Genomic DNA, 19,577 nt, shown 5'->3' on the forward strand with positions numbered 1-19,577 from the left:
GCGGACTGGCACAATGGCCCGACACAGGTACGGGCGACACGAGGAGGCGGCTGTGGCGACGGCGCCGATCAGTGGAACGAACGCGGCCCCGGTACGTGGCCGGTCGACCCGGCAGCGGGCGGCGGTGGCGGCGGCGCTCGACGAGGTGGACGAGTTCCGCAGTGCCCAGGAGCTGCACGACGTGCTCAAGCACCGCGGCGACTCGGTCGGGCTGACCACCGTCTACCGCACCCTCCAGTCCCTCGCCGACGCGGGCGAGGTGGACGTGCTGCGCACCACGGACGGCGAGTCCGTGTACCGCCGCTGCTCGACCGGCGAACACCACCACCACCTGGTGTGCCGGATGTGCGGCAAGGCCGTCGAGGTCGAGGGTCCCGCCGTGGAGCAGTGGGCGGAGTCGATCGCCACGCAGCACGGATACGTGAACGTGGCACACACGGTGGAGATCTTCGGCACCTGCGCGGAGTGCGCCGGGCGCGCCGACGAGAAGGAGTGAGGTCCCGGGCGGCGGGGGCCGGCGGTGTGCGCCGGCCCCCGCCGTCCGCTCAGCCCTTCGGCGCGGGGGCCGTCTCCACGGCGCCGCCGAACCGCCGGTCCCGCTGGGCGTACTCCAGACAGGCCCGCCACAGGTCGCGGCGGTCGAAGTCCGGCCACAGCACGTCCTGGAAGACCATCTCGGCGTAGGCGCTCTGCCAGATCAGGTAGTTGGACGTGCGCTGCTCACCGCTGGGGCGGACGAACAGGTCGACGTCCGGCATGTCCGGGTAGTAGATGTACTTCGCGAACGTCTTCTCGTTGACCTTGGACGGGTCCAGCCTCCCGGCCGCGACGTCCTGTGCGATGCGCTGCGCGGCGTCGGCGATCTCGGCCCGGCCGCCGTAGTTGACGCAGAAGTACAGCGTCATCCGGTCGTTGTCCTTCGTCTGCTCCTGGGCGACCTGGAGCTCCTGGACCACGGACTTCCACAGCTTCGGCATGCGCCCCACCCAGCGGATGCGGATGCCCAGCTCGTCCATCTCGTCGCGGCGGCGGCGGATCACGTCCCGGTTGAAGTTCATCAGGAACTTCACCTCCTCCGGGGACCGCTTCCAGTTCTCCGTGGAGAACGCGTACAGCGAGAGGTTCTTGACGCCCATCTCGATGCAGCCCTTGAGGACGTCCATGACGACGCCCTCGCCGACCTTGTGCCCCTCGGTGCGCGGCAGGCCGCGCTCCTTGGCCCAGCGGCCGTTGCCGTCCATCACGATGGCCACGTGCTTGGGCACCAGCTCGCCGGGGATCCTCGGGGGCGTGGCACCGGAGGGGTGCGGCTCCGGGGTCTTGTAGTCGCGTCGGTTACGGCCGCCCAGCATCCCGCGTACTGCCATGAACTGTCTCGCTCCCTGTGCCTGATCCATGCCGGATCCGTGCCTGATCCGCCTGTGTCACTTCTCTACGTACCGCAGTGAGCGCAGCCCGCGCTCCAGATGCCAGTGCAGATAGGCGGACACCAGTCCGCTCCCCTCCCTGACATGACGCGCCTCGCACGCGTCCGCCGTCTCCCAGTCGCCGGTGAGCAGCGCGCTCAGCAGGCCGACGGCCTCGGTCGAGGGTACGACGCTGCCGGGCACCCGGCAGTCGCCGCATATGATGCCGCCCGCCGCGACGGAGAAGAACCGGTTCGGCCCGGGCATGCCGCACTTCGCGCAGTCCTCGAAGCTGGGCGCGTAGCCGTTGACGGCGAGCGAGCGCAGCAGGAAGGCGTCGAGGACGAGGTGTGGTTCGTGCTCGCCGCGGGCGAGGGTGCGCAGCCCTCCGACGAGCAGCAGGTACTGCTGGACCGCGGGCTCGCCCTCGTGGTCGGTGAACCGCTCGGCGGTCTCCAGCATCGCGGTGCCGGCGGTGTAGCGGGCGTAGTCGGTGACGATGCCGCCACCGTACGGGGCGATCGTCTCGCTCTGCGTGCAGAGCGGCAGCCCCCGGCCGACCAGCTCGCTGCCCCGGGCGAAGAACTGCACGTCGACGTGGGAGAAGGGTTCCAGCCGGGCGCCGAACTTGGACTTCGTGCGCCGCACCCCGCGCGCGACGGCCCGCACCCGGCCGTGGCCGCGGGTGAGGATCGTGATGATCCGGTCGGCCTCGCCCAGCTTCTGCGTGCGCAGCACCACGCCGTCGTCCCGGAACAAGCTCATGCGTCCATTGTCCGGTACGGGGACGGGGCCTCTCACCCGCACTCCCGGGCGGGGCTCCCGGAGGGGCGTGCGGGCAGGAGCGGTCAGGAGGGGGTGCGGCCCGCCGCGGCCAGCAGCCGGGCGGTGTCCTCGGCGCAGATCCGCAGCGCCCCGCCCACCGTGGTCAGCACCTCGCGCTCGGACGGGCCGTAGGGGCCGTCGGCGAGGGCGATCCTGGCGCCCTGGAGGAGGATCGCCTCGCGTCCGGCGGGGGCCAGGTGCGGGGCGAGGGGCTCCAGCGCCTCGTGCAGTTCGATGGCGAGGGCGGCGCCGCACGCCTCGGCCGCCGGGTCGAAGGCGGAACCGTGGCCGATGTCGGCGGAGAGGACCTCGACGACGGTGGAGAGCTGTTCCTCCGTGCAGTCGTCGAAACCGGCCCCGCGCACGGTGGCGGCGGCGGTCCGCAGGACCGTGCGGGAGGTGGTGCCGCCGGCCGCGAGGACGCCGAGGGCGACCGTGTGGACGGCGTCCCGGAGCATCGCGGAGAGCCGGGTGGTGGTGGGGTGGTCGAGCACATCGGTGTCGAAGTGACTCCGGCAGGCGGCGCATTCGACGACGGGTCCAATGGTGCCGCGGCGCAGCATCGGCACGCCGAGCACGGCGAAGCGGCGGCGTCCGGTGAGCCTGCGGTAGTTGCGGTCGCCGCCGCAGCCGGGGCAGAAGAACTCGCCGTCACCGACGGCGTCCCAGACGGTGCGGATGCCGCAGATGCGCAGCTTCATGGCGCGTTGTCCCAGGGCTGACCGCACGTCGCACACCTCCGTAACTCCCCCGTGGCCCCAAGGGCACGGGAGGTGCCCCCTCCGGCAACATTGCCGCGTGGACGTGATGTTAACCACAGTCGTGAGGTGTCGTCAGTACCCCGATCGTCACAACCCCGGAGATGGCCGAACCCCGCCCCCGGCCGGAGCGGGGGCGGGGTCCTGGGCCGTGCGGTCGTGGAGGCCGTCGGGCGGGCCGGTCAGCGGCCGGCGCGGTTGACCGCGGAGACGACCGCCTTCAGCGAGGCTCGCGTGGTGTTGGCGTCGATGCCGATGCCCCACAGCACCCGTCCGTCGATGGCGCACTCGATGTACGAGGCGGCCTGGGAGCTGGCGCCCTCGCTCATGGTGTGCTCGGTGTAGTCGAGGAGGCGGGCATCGATGCCGATGGCCTGCAGCGCTTCGAAGAACGCGGAGATCGGACCGTTGCCGGTGCCGGTCAGCACGGTGTCGGTGCCGTCCACCGTCGCCTCGACGGTGATGGTGTCCCGGCCGTCGGAGCCGGTCGTGGACTGGCCGGAGCGGATCTGTACGCGACCCCATTGGGCCGCGGCGTTCTCGGGGTTGGGCAGGTACTCGTCCTGGAACACGGACCAGATCTGCGCCGGGGTGACCTCGCCGCCCTCGGCGTCGGTCTTGGCCTGAATGATCCGGGAGAACTCGATCTGCATCCGGCGCGGCAGGTCGAGCTTGTGGTCGTTCTTCAGGACGTAGGCGATGCCGCCCTTGCCTGACTGCGAGTTGACCCGGATGACGGCCTCGTAGCTGCGGCCGACGTCCTTCGGGTCGATCGGCAGGTACGGCACGGCCCACTCGATCTCGTCGACGGTCGTGCCCCGGGCGGCCGCGTCGGCCTCCATGGCGTCGAAGCCCTTCTTGATGGCGTCCTGGTGGGAGCCGGAGAAGGCGGTGTAGACGAGGTCGCCCGCGTAGGGGTGGCGCGGGTGGACCTCCATCTGGTTGCAGTACTCGCTGGTGCGGCGGATCTCGTCGATCTGCGAGAAGTCGATCTGCGGGTCGACCCCCTGCGAGAAGAGGTTCATGCCCAGGGTGACCAGGTCGACGTTGCCGGTGCGCTCGCCCTGGCCGAACAGGCAGCCCTCGATCCGGTCCGCGCCGGCCATGAGGGCCAGTTCGGCGGCGGCGACGGCGGTGCCGCGGTCGTTGTGCGGGTGGACGGACAGGCAGATGTGCTCGCGACGGGTCAGGTTCCGCGACATCCACTCGAAGCGGTCCGCGTGCGTGGACGGGGTCGACCGCTCCACGGTGGCGGGCAGGTTGAGGATGATCTCGCGCCCCTCCTCCGGCTGCCAGACGTCGCAGACCGCCTCGCAGACCTCCAGGGCGAAGTCCAGCTCGGTGTCGGTGAAGATCTCCGGGCTGTACTGGTAGCCGAAGATCGTCTCCGGGCCCAGCAGCTTCTCCGCGTACTCCATGACCAGCCGGGTGCCGTCGACGGCGATCTGCTTGATGTCGTCCTTGGAGCCGCGGAAGACGACCCGGCGGAAGGTGGGGGCCGTGGCGTTGTACAGGTGCACGGTGGCACGTCGGGCGCCGACCAGGGACTCGATGGTCCGCTCGATCAGGTCCTCACGGGCCTGCGTCAGGACGGAGATCGTCACGTCCTCGGGGATCGCGCCCTCCTCGATGATCGAGCGGACGAACGCGAAGTCGGTCTCTCCGGAGGACGGGAAGCCGACCTCGATCTCCTTGTAGCCCATGCGGACGAGCAGGTCGAACATCTCGCGCTTGCGGGCCGGCGACATCGGGTCGATCAGGGCCTGGTTGCCGTCGCGCAGGTCGGTGGAGAGCCAGCGCGGCGCGACGGTGATCCGCTTGTCCGGCCAGGTGCGGTCGGGGATGTCGACGGCCTCGTACCGGCCGTACTTGTGGATCGGCATCCCGGACGGCTTCTGCATCCCGGTGGCGTTGGTGATCGGCGTCGGACGTCCGACGGCGGTCGTGGCAGGCATCGGGGCGGGGCGATCGGTGGTCATGGCGTGCGGCTCCTCGGGGTCCAACCAATGGGACGGCCGACGTGTCGCTGCACCACCAGACTCCGCGGGGAGGGGGTCGGCCTACGACTACAGGCCCTCGCCGCGGCAGCTAAGAAGAAGCAGCCCGAAACGCATGATGCGTCGACAGTAGCCGAGATACGCCTGATGCGTCCGACCCGTATCACTATGCGGAATCGCGACCGCCGTACGGGATCGGGATCACCGTGCGGCAACGGGGCCGTACGGGCCGGAACCTCTTTGCGCGGTCGGGCACTCGAAACACCCGGCGCGGCCGATCACTCCATCTGACCAACCACCGTCGCAACCAGCGACAAGCCGATTACGTGCTGCCACAGTCGGATGTATGCAGCCTCACTCCCAGAACGGGTTCCGCCCCGTCTTCTGCACCATCGTGCCGCCCCATGTCCTCGACAAGCTCTCCCGCTCGGACAACCCCGATCTCGCCGGGCGCGCCCGGCGGACGCTGGAGAGCGACGCCGCCCGCCGCACCCGCCGCCATCTGGCGACGGTCACCGCCCCGTCCGCGACCCGCGCGGCCGGGGCCGAGCCGTCCGACACGCCCGACCGGACGCTGTACGACTGCCGGAACGGCACCGCGCTGCCCGGCACCAAGGTCCGCGCCGAGGGCGAGGAGCCGACGCAGGACGCGAGCGTCAACCGCGCGTACGCGGGGCTCGGCGCCACCTTCGACCTCCTGTTCAAGGTGTACGGCCGCCGTTCGATCGACGACAGCGGACTGCCGCTGATCGGTTCCGTGCACTACGACGAGAAGTACAACAACGCCTTCTTCGACGGCGAGCAGATGGTGTTCGGCGACGGCGACGGCGAGATCTTCCTGGACTTCACCCTCCCGATCGACGTGATCGCCCACGAGCTGACGCACGGCCTGACCCAGTACACCGCCAATCTGAGCTACTACGGCCAGTCCGGCGCGCTCAACGAGTCGGTGTCCGACGTCTTCGGCTCGCTGGTGAAGCAGTACACGCTGGGCCAGAGCGCGGACCGGGCGGACTGGCTGATCGGCGCGGGCCTGCTGGCCCCCGAGGTCCAGGGCGTCGCGCTGCGCTCGATGAAGGAACCGGGCACGGCGTACGACGACGACGTGCTCGGCAAGGACCCGCAGCCGGGGAAGATGGAGGACTACGTCCACACCGGTCAGGACAACGGCGGGGTGCACCTCAACTCCGGCATTCCGAACCGCGCGTTCTACGTGCTGGCGACGGCGCTCGGCGGCAACGCGTGGGAACGGGCCGGGCAGATCTGGTTCGATGTGCTCACGGGCGGCCGACTGGCCGTGGACGCGGACTTCGCGGACTTCGCCCGCCTGACGGTGGGCGCCGCCCGTGACCGCTTCGGGGAGGGCGACGAGACCGAAGCGGTGCTGAAGGCGTGGTCGGAGGTGGGCGTTCCGACCACCTAGGAGGATCGGGCCGGCCGCGCAGGACGATCGGAACCGGGCTCCGGCCCGTCCGGCGATGACGACAGGGCCCGTGCCCCGGCCCGTCCGGCGATGGAGGACAACCGCATGCGGATTCAGGTCAGCAGGACCGGCGGCTTCGCCGGTATCGCACGCAACGGCGAGGTCGACACCTCCGGACGGGCCGATGCCGCGGAGTGGGAGGCCCTGGCCGAATCCGCGCTCGCCGCGGGCCGGGGTTCCCCGCCCCGGGGCGTGCCGGACGGTTTCCAGTACCGGATCACGGTGGACGGCCGTTCGGTGCACTGCGCGGACCCCCGGCTGACCGACGCGCAGCGCGCCCTGGTCTCACGCGTCCTGAAGGAGGGCGCGTGAGGCGGCCGGGAGGGGACCGGGCCCACGTCTGACCGGGCGCCCGGCCGACGGCTCGTGCGGCGTCGGCCCCGGGCCCTCGGCGCACCGGGTCAGAAGCCCAGCTTCCGCAGCTGCTTGGGGTCGCGCTGCCAGTCCTTGGCGACCTTCACGTGCAGGTCCAGGAAGACGGGTGTGCCGAGCAGCGCCTCGATGTGCTTGCGGGACTTCGTACCGACTTCCTTCAGCCGCCTGCCCTTCGGGCCGATGATGATGCCCTTCTGGCTGGGACGTTCGATGTAGACGTTGGCGTGGATGTCGAGCAGCGGCCGGTCCGCCGGGCGGCCCTCGCGGGGCAGCATCTCCTCGACGACGACGGCGATGGAGTGCGGCAGCTCGTCGCGCACGCCTTCGAGCGCGGCCTCCCGGATCAGCTCCGCGACCATGACCATCTCGGGCTCGTCGGTGAGGTCGCCCTCCGGGTAGAGCGGGGGGCTCTCCGGGAGCAGCGGGGCGATCAGATCGGCCAGCAGACCGACCTGGTTGTCCTTGACCGCCGAGACCGGGACGATCTCGGCCCATTCGAAGCCGAGTTCCTCGGCGAGGCGGGAGACGGCGAGGAGCTGTTCGGCGAGCTGCTTGGAGTCGACGAGGTCGGTCTTGGTGACGATCGCGATCTTCGGGGTCTTCTTGATGCCCGCGAGTTCCTTGGCGATGAACCGGTCGCCGGGGCCGAGCTTCTGATCGGCGGGCAGGCAGAAGCCGATGACGTCGACCTCGGCCCAGGTGGTCCGCACGACGTCGTTGAGCCGCTCGCCCAGCAGCGTGCGCGGCTTGTGGAGGCCGGGCGTGTCGACCAGGACCAGCTGCGCGTCCTCGCGGTGCACGATGCCGCGCACGGTGTGCCGGGTGGTCTGGGGCCGGTTGGAGGTGATCGCCACCTTCCGGCCGACCAGAGCGTTCGTGAGGGTGGACTTGCCCGCGTTGGGGCGGCCCACGAAGCAGGCGAAGCCGGCCCGGTGGGGTGCGTGGTCCGCGCCCTGCTGTACGGCGGCTTCTGTGTCAGGTCGAACGCTCATGGCGCCCATTGTCCCCGATCCCGGCGGTCCCGCCGTACCGAGGGCCGCGGCGCGCCCTCCGGGGGCCGGCTCAGGTGCTTCGCGCGCGCCTCCGGCGGATCCGCAGCCGGATCCCCGCGCTCCCGGCGGCGACGACCGCCAGCAGGACCCCGGCCATCAGCCAGGGCAGCGCGATGTACGGGACGGAGGCGGACTCGCGGGTGCCTCGGGCGCTCGCGGTCAGCTCGATCTCGCCCCATTCCAGCTGGGGCGCGTCGGCCCACCGCTCGGTCAGCCGGACCCGCTGGCGGGGCAGCAGTTCGGACGGGATCCGCTTCAGGTCGCGGGCGAGCAGGGTGCGGCCGAAGAGTCCCTCGGCCCGGAGGGCGACCTTGGGATCGAGGGTGACGTTGCCCCGGTTGTGGAGGGTGTACGAGATGACGGCGCTGCTCCGGCCGGTGCCCGGGACCAGCGGCCGGGTGTGCTCGACCTCGATGTCGTCCACGGAGAGCGCGGGCAGCGTCGGCCCGTTCACCCGCAGGTAGATCCGGGCGCCGACCGCTTGCCGGATGCCGACGGCGACGGCTCCCCCTGCGGCGGGTTCGACGCGGTCGTCGAGGGCGACGAGGGCCCCGGGGTGGTCCCCCGGCTCGGCGTCGCGGGGAACGGTGATGGTGACCGGCACACCGACCGACCCGTGCGGGGGCACGGTGACCAGGTCGCGGCCGGGTCTCGCCCAGGCGCCGACCGAACGTTGCCGCTCGTCCCGCGAGCGGACGGCGAACCCGCCGTCGCGGGCGGTGTTGTAGGCGTCGGCGGCGTACAGCCGGAAGGTTCGCGGCCGGTCCGACTTGTTGGCGACGGTGACCGTGTCGTGGAGAGTGGCCCCGGGGTCGGCGGAGAGGTAGAAGTACGGGCGCCGGCCGCTCTGCGCGGCGGCCGGGTAGACCGACCAGCTGCCGTTGTCCGCGGCGTGGGCGGCGGGGGCGCCGGTGAGCAGGAGGGCGCAGGCCAGGAGGGGGACGTACAGCTTGCGCACGGTGCGGAGCCTCCGGATGAGTCGGGGGGCGGGTGCCGGGGCGGTGGGTGCCGGACCGGTCGGGGACCGGCTGACCGGGCAGGGGGCGGGCCGGAGCCGGTGGGCCCGGACGGGTGCGCGCCCCGGTCCCACCGGCCGGGCCCTCTCAGGTGAGGGTGAGGGTGAGCACGCCGGAGTACGCGCCGGGTGCGGTGTACGCCGGTACGTCCAGGGCGAGCCGCGCGTCGACGGTGAACTCGCCGCCGGTGGCCGTCCCGTTCGGTGTGGACGCCAGGGTGGCGCCCGCGCCGCCGACCGGTCCCGCCGAACCCGCCGCGCAGGTGCTGGGGCTGCCGGGCTTCGTCGCGCAGGCCGGGGTCCAGCGCAGCGCGGACGCGCCGATGGCCGCGCCGCCGGGGCCGGTGAAGTCGGTGACCTTTCCGGTCAGGGACCAGCCGGCGGGCCCGCCGCGGTAGTCCTCGACCGTCACCGTGCGCAGCGAGCCCCGGGCCGCGCCGCCGCGCCCGAAGTCGACCGCCGACAGACCGACGGTGTCCCCGTCCTGGACCATGGACAGGGTGCCCGCCCTGACGGAGGTGGTGAGCCGCTGGCTGCCGTCCGGGACCTCGCCGCCCCCGGTGACGGTGTACGCCTGCGGGCCCGCACCCCTGGCCGCGTCCCAGGCATCGCCCTCGTAGGCGACGATCCCGGTGGTCGCCGGGTCGTCGACGGTGATCCGGCCGCTGAAGCCGCCGGTGGTGTCCGCCGTGACGGTGGCGGTGTCGGCGGTCTGGCGGTCGCCCGCCCGGCCCGCGAGCGTGACGGCCGCGCCCGGGGTGAACTTCGCCCCGGTCACGGTGACCGCGTCGCCCGCCGCGCCGGACGCGGCCCCGAGCCGGATGGAGCGCTCGTTGACCTGTCCGCCACCGTCCGTCGCGATGATCGTCTCGGAGACGGGAGCGGGCGGATCCGTCACCGTGCACGGGGTGTCCAGCTCCATGATGTAGCTGGTGTGGATGTTGTAGTCGCCGGGGGACAGGGTGATCCGGCCGGGCGCGGTGACCGTGAAGGTGCCGGTCATCGAGAACGACGGGAAGGCGCCCTTGCCGGGCACCGGCGCGTTCTTCTTCGGCCCGGTGACGGTGACGCTCGCGCTCTGGGCTCCGCCGACGGCGACCCGTCCGGTGGGCGTCATGATGTCGGCGGGCAGCGGCAGGTCGACCGGGTTGCCCGCGGCCGGCTGGACGACGGTGTACGTGACCGTTACCGTGTCGCCCACCTCCGGCACGGCGTTGTCGACGGTGATCTCGGCCTTCGTCGTCCCGTCGATCGGCGGGATGCCCGCGATGTCCGGCGGGATGCAGTGGGTGGGGAAGTCGACCGGCACGGAGGCCGTCACCGTGGCCTGCGCGGGCGTCGCGAGCCCGCCTCCCCCGGCGACGACGAGCGCGCCCACGCCCAGCGCGGCGGCTAGGCGACGTCCGCGGCCGGAGCGTCTTCGAGCGGCGGATCTTCGGATGGTCGGATGCGTGATCGGACGCATGGGCCCCCTCCTGCGGGACGCGGCGCAGCGGCTCCTCCGCGCCGACGGGGGCTCATTGACGGCTCCGGCCGAGAAGAAGTCAAGGGTGACGGAACACCTCGACTGATGGGCCATCAGATGCTGTCGAGGTCCCTGCCCCGCAGGGACCTCGACCGGCCCCGGCGTCAGCCCGCCGTCACGCTGAGCCGCAGTGTGCCGTCGGGTCCGGCGAGCAGTACCGGGGTCTCCGGGCCGCCCAGGTCCCGCACCGCGGCCCGGTCCTCGTCCGACGGGGTCTCGGCCTCGGAGACGACCGCCGCCGCCTCCAGCGAGGTGGCGCCGCTGGCCACGGCCATGGCCACGGCGGTCCGGAGCGCGCTGAGCCTCAGCGACTCCAGCCGTACGGTGCCCGCGACATACGTGCGCCCGGTCTCGTCCCGGACGGCCGCGCCCTCCGGCACGCCGTTGCGGGCGCGGGCGCTGCGCGCCAGCGTGACGATCTTGCGGTCCTCGGGGCCGAGTTCGGTGCTCTCAGTCATGTGCCGAGCATACGAGCCCCGGCGCACGCCCCTCCCCCGCGATCCCCGGTGCTGTGAGCCGGAGGGTCTGCCGGGAGCTCGCGGCGTCCGGTGCGGTGCAGCGCGAGGCGGAGGAGCGCCCGCACGCTGGGCGCATGCGGGCGTTCCGACGACGCGGCGAGGTGCGGCGGCTGTCGTCGTGCGCCCGCCAGGGACGGCGGGACGGCGGGACGGCCCTCAGGCCCGGTCCAGCCGCAGCCGCTGGGTCCTGGGCAGCCCCGCCGCCACCAGGTCGTAGGAGTCCTCGATCAGTTCGCGGAGCAGCCGGTCCGGCACCCCGGAGACCGTCACGGTGTTCCAGTGGCGCTTGTTCATGTGCCAGCCCGGCACCACCGCCTCGTACTCCTCCCGCAGCCGCACCGCGTCGTCGGGGTCGCACTTGAGGTTCACCGTCAGCGGGCGCGCTTCCAGTGTGCTGAGCGCGAACATCTTGCCGAGCACCTTGAAGACGGAGATCTCCGGACCGAAGGGGAACTCCTCCACGCTCGCGTTGAACTCCAGGCAGAAATCCCTCAGCTGCTGCGGAGTCATTCCTCTTCCTCCCCCTCCGGATCCACGGGCTCCACCAGCACCGTGACGATCTTGTTGCGGCGGCCCGCCATGGACTCGGCGGTCAGCCGGATCCGCCGCCCGTCGGGCAGGTCGACCACCGCGGAGGCACCGGCGATCGGCACCCGCCCGAGCGCCTTGGCCAGCAGTCCGCCGACCGTCTCCACGTCCTCGTCGTCGTACTCGCCGAGGTCGAACAGCTCCCCCAGGTCGCCGATGTCGAGGCGGGCGGTCACCCGGTAGCAGCCGTTCTCCAGCTCCTGGACGGGCGGGAGTTCCCGGTCGTACTCGTCGGTGATCTCGCCGACGATCTCCTCCAGGATGTCCTCGATGGTGACGATGCCCGCCGTGCCGCCGTACTCGTCGATCACGACGGCGACGTGGCTGCGCTCCTGCTGCATCTCGCGCAGCAGGTCACCGGCGTTCTTCGTGTCGGGCACGAACGCCGCCGGGCGCATCGCCGTGGAGACGAGGTCGGCCTCCGACTCGCGGTTGATGTGGGTCTTGCGGACCAGGTCCTTGAGGTAGACGATGCCGACGATGTCGTCCTCGTTCTCCCCGGTGACGGGGATGCGGGAGAAGCCGGAGCGCAGGGCCAGGGTCAGCGCCTGCCGGATCGTCTTGTAGCGCTCGATGCAGACCAGGTCGGTGCGCGGCACCATGACCTCGCGCACGAGCGTGTCGCCGAGTTCGAAGACGGAGTGCACCATGCGGCGCTCCTCGTCCTCGATCAGCGACTCCGCCTCGGCGAGGTCGACCATCGCCCGCAGTTCGGCCTCGCTGGCGAACGGTCCCTTGCGGAACCCCTTGCCCGGGGTCAGGGCGTTCCCGATGAGGATCAGCAGCTGCGGGATCGGGCCCATCACCCTGGCCAGCGGCAGCAGCACGTACGCGGCGGCCGTGGCGGTGTTCAGCGGGTGCTGGCGGCCGATGGTGCGCGGCGAGACGCCGATGGCGACGTAGGAGACGAGGACCATCACGGCCATGGCGACGGCCAGCGCCTCCCACGTCCTCGGGAACTCCTGGAGACAGGCGTACGTGACGAGGACGGCGGCCGACATCTCGCAGGCGACCCGCACCAGCAGGGCGACGTTGAGGTAGCGGGTCGGATCCGCCGCGACCTGCTCCAGCTTCTGGCCGCCGCGCCGCCCGGAGCGGACCGCCTCGGCGGCCCGGAAGCTCGACACGCGGGCGATGCCCGCCTCCGCGCAGGCCGCCAGCCAGCCGACGACGACCAGCAGGACGGCGCCCAGGACGAGGGGAACGCTCACGAGATCGTGGGGGCGGGCGAGGGACCGGTGAGACCCCGCTCGGCGCGCCAGCCGTCGACGATCGCGGCCTGCAGGCCGAACATCTCGGCCTTCTCGTCCGGCTCCTCGTGGTCGTACCCGAGGAGGTGCAGCACTCCGTGGACGGTGAGCAACTGGAGCTCCTCGTCCATGGAGTGCCGGGTCTCCGCCTCCTCGCCCTGCTTCTTCGCGACCTCGGGGCAGAGCACGATGTCACCGAGGAGCCCCTGCGGTGGCTCCTCGGTGTCCTTGGACGGCGGGCGCAGTTCGTCCATCGGGAAGGACATGACGTCCGTCGGGCCCGGCAGGTCCATCCACTGGATGTGGAGCTGCTCCATGGCGTCGGAGTCCACCACGATCACCGAGAGTTCGGAGAGGGGGTGGATCCGCATCCGCGCGAGCGCGTAGCGGGCGATGTCGAGGATCGCCCGCTCGTCGACCTCGGTTCCGGACTCGTTGTTGACGTCGATCGACATGGCGTGCTGCGACTACTTCCCGTGGTGGCTGTTTCGGCTGTCGTACTTCTCGTACGCGTCGACGATACGGCCGACGAGCCTGTGCCGGACCACGTCGTGGGAGGTGAGCCAGGAGAAATGCACGTCCTCGACGCCTTCCAGGATGTCCTGGACCTGGCGCAGACCGCTCTTGGTCCCGTTCGGCAGGTCGACCTGGGTGACGTCACCGGTGATGACGATCTTCGAGTCGAAGCCGAGGCGGGTGAGGAACATCTTCATCTGCTCGGGATTGGTGTTCTGGGCCTCGTCGAGAATGATGAAGGCGTCGTTGAGCGTCCGGCCGCGCATATAGGCCAGCGGCGCGACCTCGATCGTGCCCGCAGCCATGAGCCGGGGGATCGAGTCGGGGTCGAGCATGTCGTGCAGCGCGTCGTACAGCGGGCGCAGGTAGGGGTCGATCTTCTCGTAGAGGGTGCCCGGCAGGAAGCCGAGGCGTTCGCCCGCCTCGACCGCGGGCCGGGTCAGGATGATCCGGTTGACCTGCTTGGACTGGAGTGCCTGGACCGCCTTCGCCATGGCGAGGTAGGTCTTTCCGGTGCCCGCCGGGCCGATGCCGAAGACGACCGTGTGCTTGTCGATGGCGTCGACGTACCGCTTCTGGTTGAGCGTCTTGGGGCGGATCGTGCGACCGCGGCTGGAGAGGATGTTCTGGGTGAGCACCTCCGCCGGCGTCTCCTCCCCCTCGCCGCTCTCGCTCGCCCTGAGCATGGCGATCGAACGTTCCACTGCGTCCTCCGTCATCGGCTGACCGGTGCGGAGCACCAGCATCATTTCGTTGAACAGGCGCTGGATGAGGGCGACTTCCGTCGCGTCTCCGGCGGCGCTGACCTCATTGCCCCGGACGTGGATGTCGGCCGCGGGGAAGGCTTTCTCGATCACGCGCAACAGGGAGTCGCCGGAGCCCAGTACGGTCACCATCGGGTGCTTGGCCGGGACGGTGAACTGGGCTCGCGCCTGCCCGGGCGCGGGGGTCTGGGCTATGGGTGTCTGCGTCATGGGCCGGCCCTGTGGCCTGCACATACCTCCCGCTGCAGGGTTCTCGCCGATCGACAACCTCTCGATTACCAAGCCTACGACTCGGCACGGACAACACCGAGAGCTTTTTCGTACCCGCCACGAACACGCGTGCCGCCGGTCACGCCGGGTGGCGGAAGCCGATCGTCGGCACGGCCCGGCGCAGCGGCCACGGCCGGGCGGTGGCGGGCAGCAGGTCCTCCAGGAACGCGTACCGCCGCAGCGCCGCCGGGTCCTGGTCGGGGAAGGTGCGCACCCGCTGCCACCAGGCGGCGATCTCGTCCCAGTCCGGGGCCGACAGCGACCCGCCGAACTCCTGCACCGAGAGCGCGGCGGTCAGGCCGGCGAAGGCCAGCCGGTCGGCCAGCGGCCAGTCCGCCAGGGTGCCGGTGACGAATCCGGCGACGAAGACGTCACCGGCGCCTGTCGGGTCCAGGGCCTCGACCTCGATGGCGGGCACCTCGGCGCTCGCCCCGGTCGCCGCGTCCACCGCGTACGCGCCCTCCGCGCCGAGGGTGACCACGGCGAGCGGCACCCGCTCGGCCAGGGCGTGGGCGGCGGCGCGGGGGCAGTCGGTGCGGGTGTAGCGCATGGCCTCCTCGGCGTTGGGCAGGAACGCCTGGCAGTGCTCCAGGTCGACGAGGGCGTCCAGGTCCCAGCGGCCGGTCTCGTCCCAGCCGATGTCGGCGAAGATCCTGGCCCCGTTGCGGGCCGCGGCGGCGACCCACGGCTCGCCGCGTCCGGGGGTGAGCGAGGCGATGGCGGCGCGGGCCCGGGGCGGGCAGCACGGGAACGTGGTTCCCGTGTCGGGCGGCGCGGCGGCGACGGCTCCGGCGGGGCCGGGAGCGCCCGTCGGCCCCCCGGCCCGGGAAGGGCCCGGGCCGAACGCGGGGGGCGGGGCCTCGTGGCCGTGCGAGACCATCGTGCGCTCGCCCTCGTACGCCATCGACACGGTCACCGGCGAGTGCCAGCCGGGAACGGTGTGCGACATGGACAGGTCGATGCCCTCTCCGTGCTCCAGGGCGTCCCAGCAGTACTCCCCGTAGTGGTCGTCGCCGAACGCCGCGGCCAGGGAGGTGTGCAGGCCCAGCCGGGCCAGCGCGGTGGCCATGTTGGCGACCCCGCCGGGGCTGGAGCCCATGCCGCGCGCCCAGGACTCGGTGCCGCGCACCGGGGCGCTGTCCAGGCCGGTGAAGATGATGTCGAGGAAGACCGTGCCGGTGAGGAAGACGTCGCAGTCGGGGTCCTGCGGGGCACGCAGCCCGTCCAGCGGATCGATCCCGTCCGACGGGGTGGTCCCACCGCGCGGGGCGGCCTCGTCCAGTGGGGCGATATCCGGATTGTCCGCGCTCACCTTGCACTCCCCGGTCGTGGCAGATCTGGCCAGTCTGCCCGATCCCGGCCATCAAGCGGAGGGGTCCGCGCCACTTCTCCCCCGGAGACCGCACCATCACCAGGGCCCCGACCTGCGAAAACATCAGCGTCTACCCGGCCACCCGAAACGCAAACCAATTTGTGACTCGGATCACATCCGGGCGACTTCCTGGGAGCCGGACCCAGTTGATACAAATTGGGCCGCGAGCCCGGTTGGCGACTCTTGCCGACGCGTGCCCCTTATCTCCCCCGCACCACCATCCCCCTGTCTCCCTGCCGTCCTCGGCATGCCCTCGTGTCCTCAGGAACGCCCATGTCCCCGCGCCCGCGCGCCGCGTGGCCCCTGGTCGCCGTCTTCACCGCCGGCTACCTCGCCGCCTACCTGCTCCCCACCGTCGTCGGGCGGCTCTCCGTCCATCTGGGCCTGGGCCCGGCCCGGGCCGGTCTGGTGGGCAGCGCCCTGCTGCTGAGTTCGGCGGTCGCCGGATTCACGCTGGCGGGCCGGGTCGAGTCGTTCGGCCCGCGCAGGGCCGCCCGGACCGGGCTGGTGCTCGCCGCGGCGGGATACGGCTGCGCGGCGCTGGCGGGCTCCGTGCCGCTGGTGGTCGCCGGAGCGATGGTCGGCGGACTCGGTTCCGGTACGGCGACCGCGGTGGCAGCGGCGGGCATCGCCGCACGGCAGGACCCGCACCGGACCTCGTCGCTCGGACTGCTGAGCGTCTCCGCGACGGCCGGCGCCCTCTATCTGACGATCCCGCACCTCGGCGGCGGCCACCGGCTGCCGTTCGCGTCGATCGCCCTGGTCGCACTGCTCGTCTGGCCCGCCACCGCCCGGCTCGGCGGGGCCACGCGGGGCGGGAGCGCCGCCCCGGTCGCCCGTCGGCTGCCGCACCGCCGCTCCGGGCTGGTGCTGGCGGGCGGCATGCTCGTCTGGTCCATGGCGCAGAACGCGCTGTGGGGCGTCAGCGGCCGGATCGGCACGGTGCAGGTCGGGCTCTCCGAGGTCACCGTCGGGGCGGTGTTCGCCGCCGCGCTCGGTGCGGGCCTGCTCGGGGTGACGGGCGCCGGGGTGCTGGGGGGCCGGCTCGGCCGGGCGGTGCCGGTCGGCCTGGGCACGGTGGTCATCGCGGCGAGCATCGTGCTCAGCTCGTCGGCCGGGGACCTCGGCTCGTTCGCGACCGGCGAGATCCTGTGGAACACCGTCTACCCGGTGGTCCTGTCGTACCTGATCGGTCTGGCCGCGTCCCTGGACGTGCGCGGCCGGTGGGCGGTCCTCGCGGGCTCCGCTTCGTCCGTCGGCGTGGCCTGCGGGCCGGTGCTCGGCAGCGTGCTGTCCGAGCGGGCCGGGTACCCGGTCATGGGCCTGCTGCTCGGCTCCCTCACGCTCCTGGTCGCCGTCCCGTTCACGGCCGTCGCCCTGCACACCGGCGGCCGGCCGCTGCTGCCGGGCGCGGTGCGCCGCAGGGGCGGTGCCCCGGCCGCGCTGCTCGCCGCCAGCAGCGGCGCGGTGCCCGGCCCGGTGCCCGAACTGGGCGCGCCGGAACAGGCCGTCGCGGAGATCAGCCCGCCCGCGCTGCGCGGCGGCCGTCCGGACCGGGACGCGTTCCGGACGGCCGGCCCGTCGGCCGGGGCCGCTCAGAGTCTGTCGGGCAATCCCTGACCGGGCGGCCACGGCCTGGCACGCACGCCTCCGGCGCAGCCGAAATGCCCTGGCGGCTCAGCCACGAGCGCGTCCCGGCGCCCTGGCATCGCACGCACCGTGCCGTACCGGCTTTCTGAGCAAAGGTCATCCGACAGGCTCTCAGTCGAACGTGTACGCCTCGACCTCGGCCAGGTAGCGGGCCCTGCGCTCCTCGTCGTGGTCGAGGAAGGCGGCCTCGAAGGAGTTGCGGGCCAGGGTGCGCAGCTGCTCGCGGTCCAGGCCGAGGGCCTCGTGGACGGCGTGGAAGGTGTCGGCGACGTAGCCGCCGAAGTAGGCGGGGTCGTCCGAGTTCACCGTGCAGTGCAGCCCGGCGGCCATCATCTCCCGCAGCGGGTGCTGCTCCAGGGTGTCGACGGCGCGCAGCCGCACGTTGGACAGCGGGCAGAGGGTGAGCGGAACGCGCTCCGCGACCAGCCGCTCCACCAGCTCCGGGTCCTCCATGCAGCGCAGTCCGTGGTCGATGCGCTCGACGCCGAGGACGTCCAGGCTCTCCCGGATGTACGCGGCGGGGCCCTCCTCGCCCGCGTGGGCGACCTTGCGCAGCCCGAGCGCCCCGGCCGCCTCGTACACCTCGCGGAACTTGACGGGCGGGTGCCCGACCTCCGCCGAGTCGAGGCCGACGGCGCTGATCCGGTGCAGATACGGCTTCGCGGACTCCAGGGTCTCCATGGCCGACTCGGCGGACTGGTCGCGCAGGAAGCACATGATCAGCTGGGTGGAGATGCCGTGCCTCTCCTCGCTGCGCTCCAGCGCCCGGCCGAGCCCCTCGACGACGGTGCCGATCGGAACACCGCGGGCGGTGTGCGCCTGCGGGTCGAAGAAGATCTCCGCGTGCCGGACGCCCTGGGCGGCGGCGCGGGCGAGATAGGCGTCGGCGAGTTCCTCGAAGTCCCGCTCGGTCCGGAGCACCGCCATCAGCGCGTAGTACAGGTCGAGGAAGCTCCGCAGGTCCTCGAAGCGGTAGGCGGTGCGGAGCTCCTCCGTGTCCGCGTAGGGCAGCCGCACGCCGTTGCGCTCGGCGAGCGCGAAGGCCAGCTCGGGTTCGAGGGTCCCCTCGATGTGGAGGTGGAGTTCGGCCTTGGGGAGGTGGTGCACGGGATTCTCGCTCACAGGGGCTGGTGCTCGTGGGGCCGCGGCTGCCGGTTCACGGCAGGCGGTGCCGGGTCACCACCAGGCTATCGACCTGGGGCGACGGGGCGCGGATCAGGGAGCGCCGCCCGATCGCCCGGGTCCGCCTGGTCACGAAGCGGCCGGCGGGTGGTGCCGGGTGGGCACGGGGATCCGGTCGAGGTCGCGGGCGATGGTCAGCCCGCCCTCGAACCCCGCGGCGCGGGCCTGGGCCTCGAAGGCGGCCGGGTCGTCGTACCGCTGGGAGAAGTGGGTCAGCACGAGGTGCCGCACGCCCGCCTCCCGGGCGACCCGGGCGGCCTGTCCGGCGGTCAGATGCCCGTGGTCGGCGGCGAGCCGCTCGTCCTCGTCGAGGAAGGTCGACTCGATGACCAGCAGGTCGCACCCCTCGGCGAGGACGTGGACGCCGTCGCAGAGCCGGGTGTCCATGATGAACGCGAACCGCTGGCCGGGCCGGTGCTCGGAGACGTCATCGAGCGTGACGCCGCCGAGGGCGCCCTCGCGCTGGATCCGTCCGATGTCGGGTCCCTCGATGCCGTGCGCGGCGAGCCGGTCGGGCAGCATGCGGCGCCCGTCGGGTTCGACGAGCCGGTAGCCGTACGACTCGACGGGGTGCGAGAGGCGGTGGGCGCTGAGCGTGTACGCGTCCGTGACGGCGAGCACGCCGTCGGTGGCGACCGGCGCCTCGGTCAGTTCGACGGACTCGCGGTAGGCGGTGGCGTACCGCAGCCGTTCGAAGAAGCGCCGGCCGCTCTCCGGGTAGTGCGCGGTGACCGGGTGCGGCACCTGGTCGAGGTTGATCCGCTGGATCACCCCGGCCAGGCCGAGCGAGTGGTCGCCGTGGAAGTGCGTCACGCAGATCCGGTCGATGTCGTGCGCGGCGACACCGGCGCGCAGCATCTGGCGCTGGGTGCCCTCACCGGGGTCGAAGAGGATGCCCTCGCCGTCCCAGCGCAACAGATAGCCGTTGTGGTTGCGGTGTCGGGTCGGGACCTGGCTGGCGGTGCCGAGGGCCACGAATTCGCGTACGGACATGGTGTGTTCTCGCTCGTTCCCGTGTTTCCCGGTGCCGG

The 19,577-nt window shown here is 72.2% G+C and carries 19 protein-coding genes; 4 read left to right on the forward strand and 15 right to left on the reverse strand.

The genetic code is table 11. The annotated features are described in order from the left end of the window. Positions 1-52: 52 nt before the first annotated feature. On the forward strand, positions 53-496 hold the full coding sequence (locus tag AB0E67_RS09270) for a Fur family transcriptional regulator (RefSeq protein WP_073787454.1): 444 nt from the start codon (positions 53-55) through the stop codon (positions 494-496). A gap of 49 nt (positions 497-545) precedes the next feature. Here AB0E67_RS09270 and AB0E67_RS09275 read toward each other — a convergent pair whose 3' ends face one another. The 4 genes from AB0E67_RS09275 to leuA all read right to left on the reverse strand — a co-directional run bounded on the left by AB0E67_RS09275 (position 546) and on the right by leuA (position 4,968). Continuing rightward, positions 546-1,367: an isoprenyl transferase gene (locus AB0E67_RS09275; protein ID WP_362023030.1), complete on the reverse strand. Its 822-nt coding sequence runs from the start codon at positions 1,365-1,367 to the stop codon at positions 546-548. Positions 1,368-1,424: 57 nt separating this feature from the next. Beyond that, entirely contained in the window at positions 1,425-2,171 is a 747-nt protein-coding gene (gene recO / locus AB0E67_RS09280) for a DNA repair protein RecO (protein ID WP_362023033.1), read from the reverse strand. A gap of 83 nt (positions 2,172-2,254) precedes the next feature. Continuing rightward, a complete protein-coding gene (locus AB0E67_RS09285; RefSeq protein ID WP_362023601.1) occupies positions 2,255-2,932 on the reverse strand; it encodes a TerB family tellurite resistance protein in 678 nt (225 codons plus the stop codon). A 239-nt stretch (positions 2,933-3,171) separates the two neighbouring features. Then, positions 3,172-4,968 (reverse strand): 2-isopropylmalate synthase, encoded by a 1,797-nt coding sequence (leuA, locus tag AB0E67_RS09290; protein ID WP_362023037.1) that lies wholly within the window; start codon positions 4,966-4,968, stop codon positions 3,172-3,174. A 364-nt stretch (positions 4,969-5,332) separates the two neighbouring features. On the opposite strand from leuA, the gene AB0E67_RS09295 reads away from it, so the two are divergent. Continuing rightward, complete coding sequence (locus AB0E67_RS09295) at positions 5,333-6,409, forward strand: M4 family metallopeptidase (protein WP_362023040.1); 1,077 nt, start codon at positions 5,333-5,335, stop codon at positions 6,407-6,409. Positions 6,410-6,514: 105 nt separating this feature from the next. Beyond that, positions 6,515-6,781, forward strand: a complete 267-nt coding sequence (locus AB0E67_RS09300; RefSeq protein WP_362023043.1) for a protealysin inhibitor emfourin — start codon at positions 6,515-6,517, stop codon at positions 6,779-6,781. Between the two features lie 89 nt (positions 6,782-6,870). Here AB0E67_RS09300 and era read toward each other — a convergent pair whose 3' ends face one another. From era to AB0E67_RS09345, 9 genes are all read right to left on the reverse strand, one after another. Then, positions 6,871-7,845 (reverse strand): GTPase Era, encoded by a 975-nt coding sequence (gene era / locus AB0E67_RS09305; protein WP_362023046.1) that lies wholly within the window; start codon positions 7,843-7,845, stop codon positions 6,871-6,873. Between the two features lie 61 nt (positions 7,846-7,906). Further along, positions 7,907-8,854, reverse strand: coding sequence for a DUF916 domain-containing protein (locus tag AB0E67_RS09310; RefSeq protein ID WP_362023049.1), 948 nt, complete (start codon positions 8,852-8,854; stop codon positions 7,907-7,909). A 145-nt stretch (positions 8,855-8,999) separates the two neighbouring features. Further along, positions 9,000-10,289 carry a beta-xylosidase gene (locus tag AB0E67_RS09315; RefSeq protein ID WP_362023604.1) on the reverse strand — a complete coding sequence of 430 codons (1,290 nt, stop codon included), beginning with the start codon at positions 10,287-10,289 and terminating at the stop codon, positions 9,000-9,002. Between the two features lie 251 nt (positions 10,290-10,540). After that, positions 10,541-10,894, reverse strand: coding sequence for a cytidine deaminase (locus AB0E67_RS09320; protein WP_362023052.1), 354 nt, complete (start codon positions 10,892-10,894; stop codon positions 10,541-10,543). A 216-nt stretch (positions 10,895-11,110) separates the two neighbouring features. Beyond that, a complete protein-coding gene (locus AB0E67_RS09325; RefSeq protein ID WP_362023055.1) occupies positions 11,111-11,464 on the reverse strand; it encodes an MmcQ/YjbR family DNA-binding protein in 354 nt (117 codons plus the stop codon). Next, positions 11,461-12,753: a hemolysin family protein gene (locus AB0E67_RS09330; protein ID WP_362023058.1), complete on the reverse strand. Its 1,293-nt coding sequence runs from the start codon at positions 12,751-12,753 to the stop codon at positions 11,461-11,463. The genes AB0E67_RS09325 and AB0E67_RS09330 overlap by 4 nt, the downstream gene beginning before the upstream one ends. Next, complete coding sequence (gene ybeY / locus AB0E67_RS09335; protein ID WP_362023061.1) at positions 12,750-13,247, reverse strand: rRNA maturation RNase YbeY; 498 nt, start codon at positions 13,245-13,247, stop codon at positions 12,750-12,752. The genes AB0E67_RS09330 and ybeY overlap by 4 nt, the downstream gene beginning before the upstream one ends. Positions 13,248-13,259: 12 nt before the next feature. Then, complete coding sequence (locus AB0E67_RS09340) at positions 13,260-14,282, reverse strand: PhoH family protein (RefSeq protein WP_351522023.1); 1,023 nt, start codon at positions 14,280-14,282, stop codon at positions 13,260-13,262. A 139-nt stretch (positions 14,283-14,421) separates the two neighbouring features. Further along, on the reverse strand, positions 14,422-15,624 hold the full coding sequence (locus AB0E67_RS09345; protein ID WP_362023607.1) for a PfkB family carbohydrate kinase: 1,203 nt from the start codon (positions 15,622-15,624) through the stop codon (positions 14,422-14,424). A 363-nt stretch (positions 15,625-15,987) separates the two neighbouring features. Between AB0E67_RS09345 and AB0E67_RS09350 the strand changes: the two genes are divergently transcribed. After that, positions 15,988-17,334 carry an MFS transporter gene (locus AB0E67_RS09350; RefSeq protein ID WP_362023064.1) on the forward strand — a complete coding sequence of 449 codons (1,347 nt, stop codon included), beginning with the start codon at positions 15,988-15,990 and terminating at the stop codon, positions 17,332-17,334. 141 nt (positions 17,335-17,475) lie between these two features. Here AB0E67_RS09350 and AB0E67_RS09355 read toward each other — a convergent pair whose 3' ends face one another. Together AB0E67_RS09355 and AB0E67_RS09360 are read right to left on the reverse strand one after the other, a co-directional pair. Beyond that, positions 17,476-18,471 (reverse strand): adenosine deaminase, encoded by a 996-nt coding sequence (locus AB0E67_RS09355; RefSeq protein ID WP_362023610.1) that lies wholly within the window; start codon positions 18,469-18,471, stop codon positions 17,476-17,478. 144 nt (positions 18,472-18,615) lie between these two features. Then, positions 18,616-19,539 carry a ribonuclease Z gene (locus AB0E67_RS09360; RefSeq protein WP_362023067.1) on the reverse strand — a complete coding sequence of 308 codons (924 nt, stop codon included), beginning with the start codon at positions 19,537-19,539 and terminating at the stop codon, positions 18,616-18,618. Positions 19,540-19,577 lie beyond the last annotated feature (38 nt).

It is taken from the genome of Streptomyces sp. NPDC032161 (assembly GCF_040636995.1).
Classification (GTDB): Bacteria; Actinomycetota; Actinomycetes; order Streptomycetales; family Streptomycetaceae; genus Streptomyces.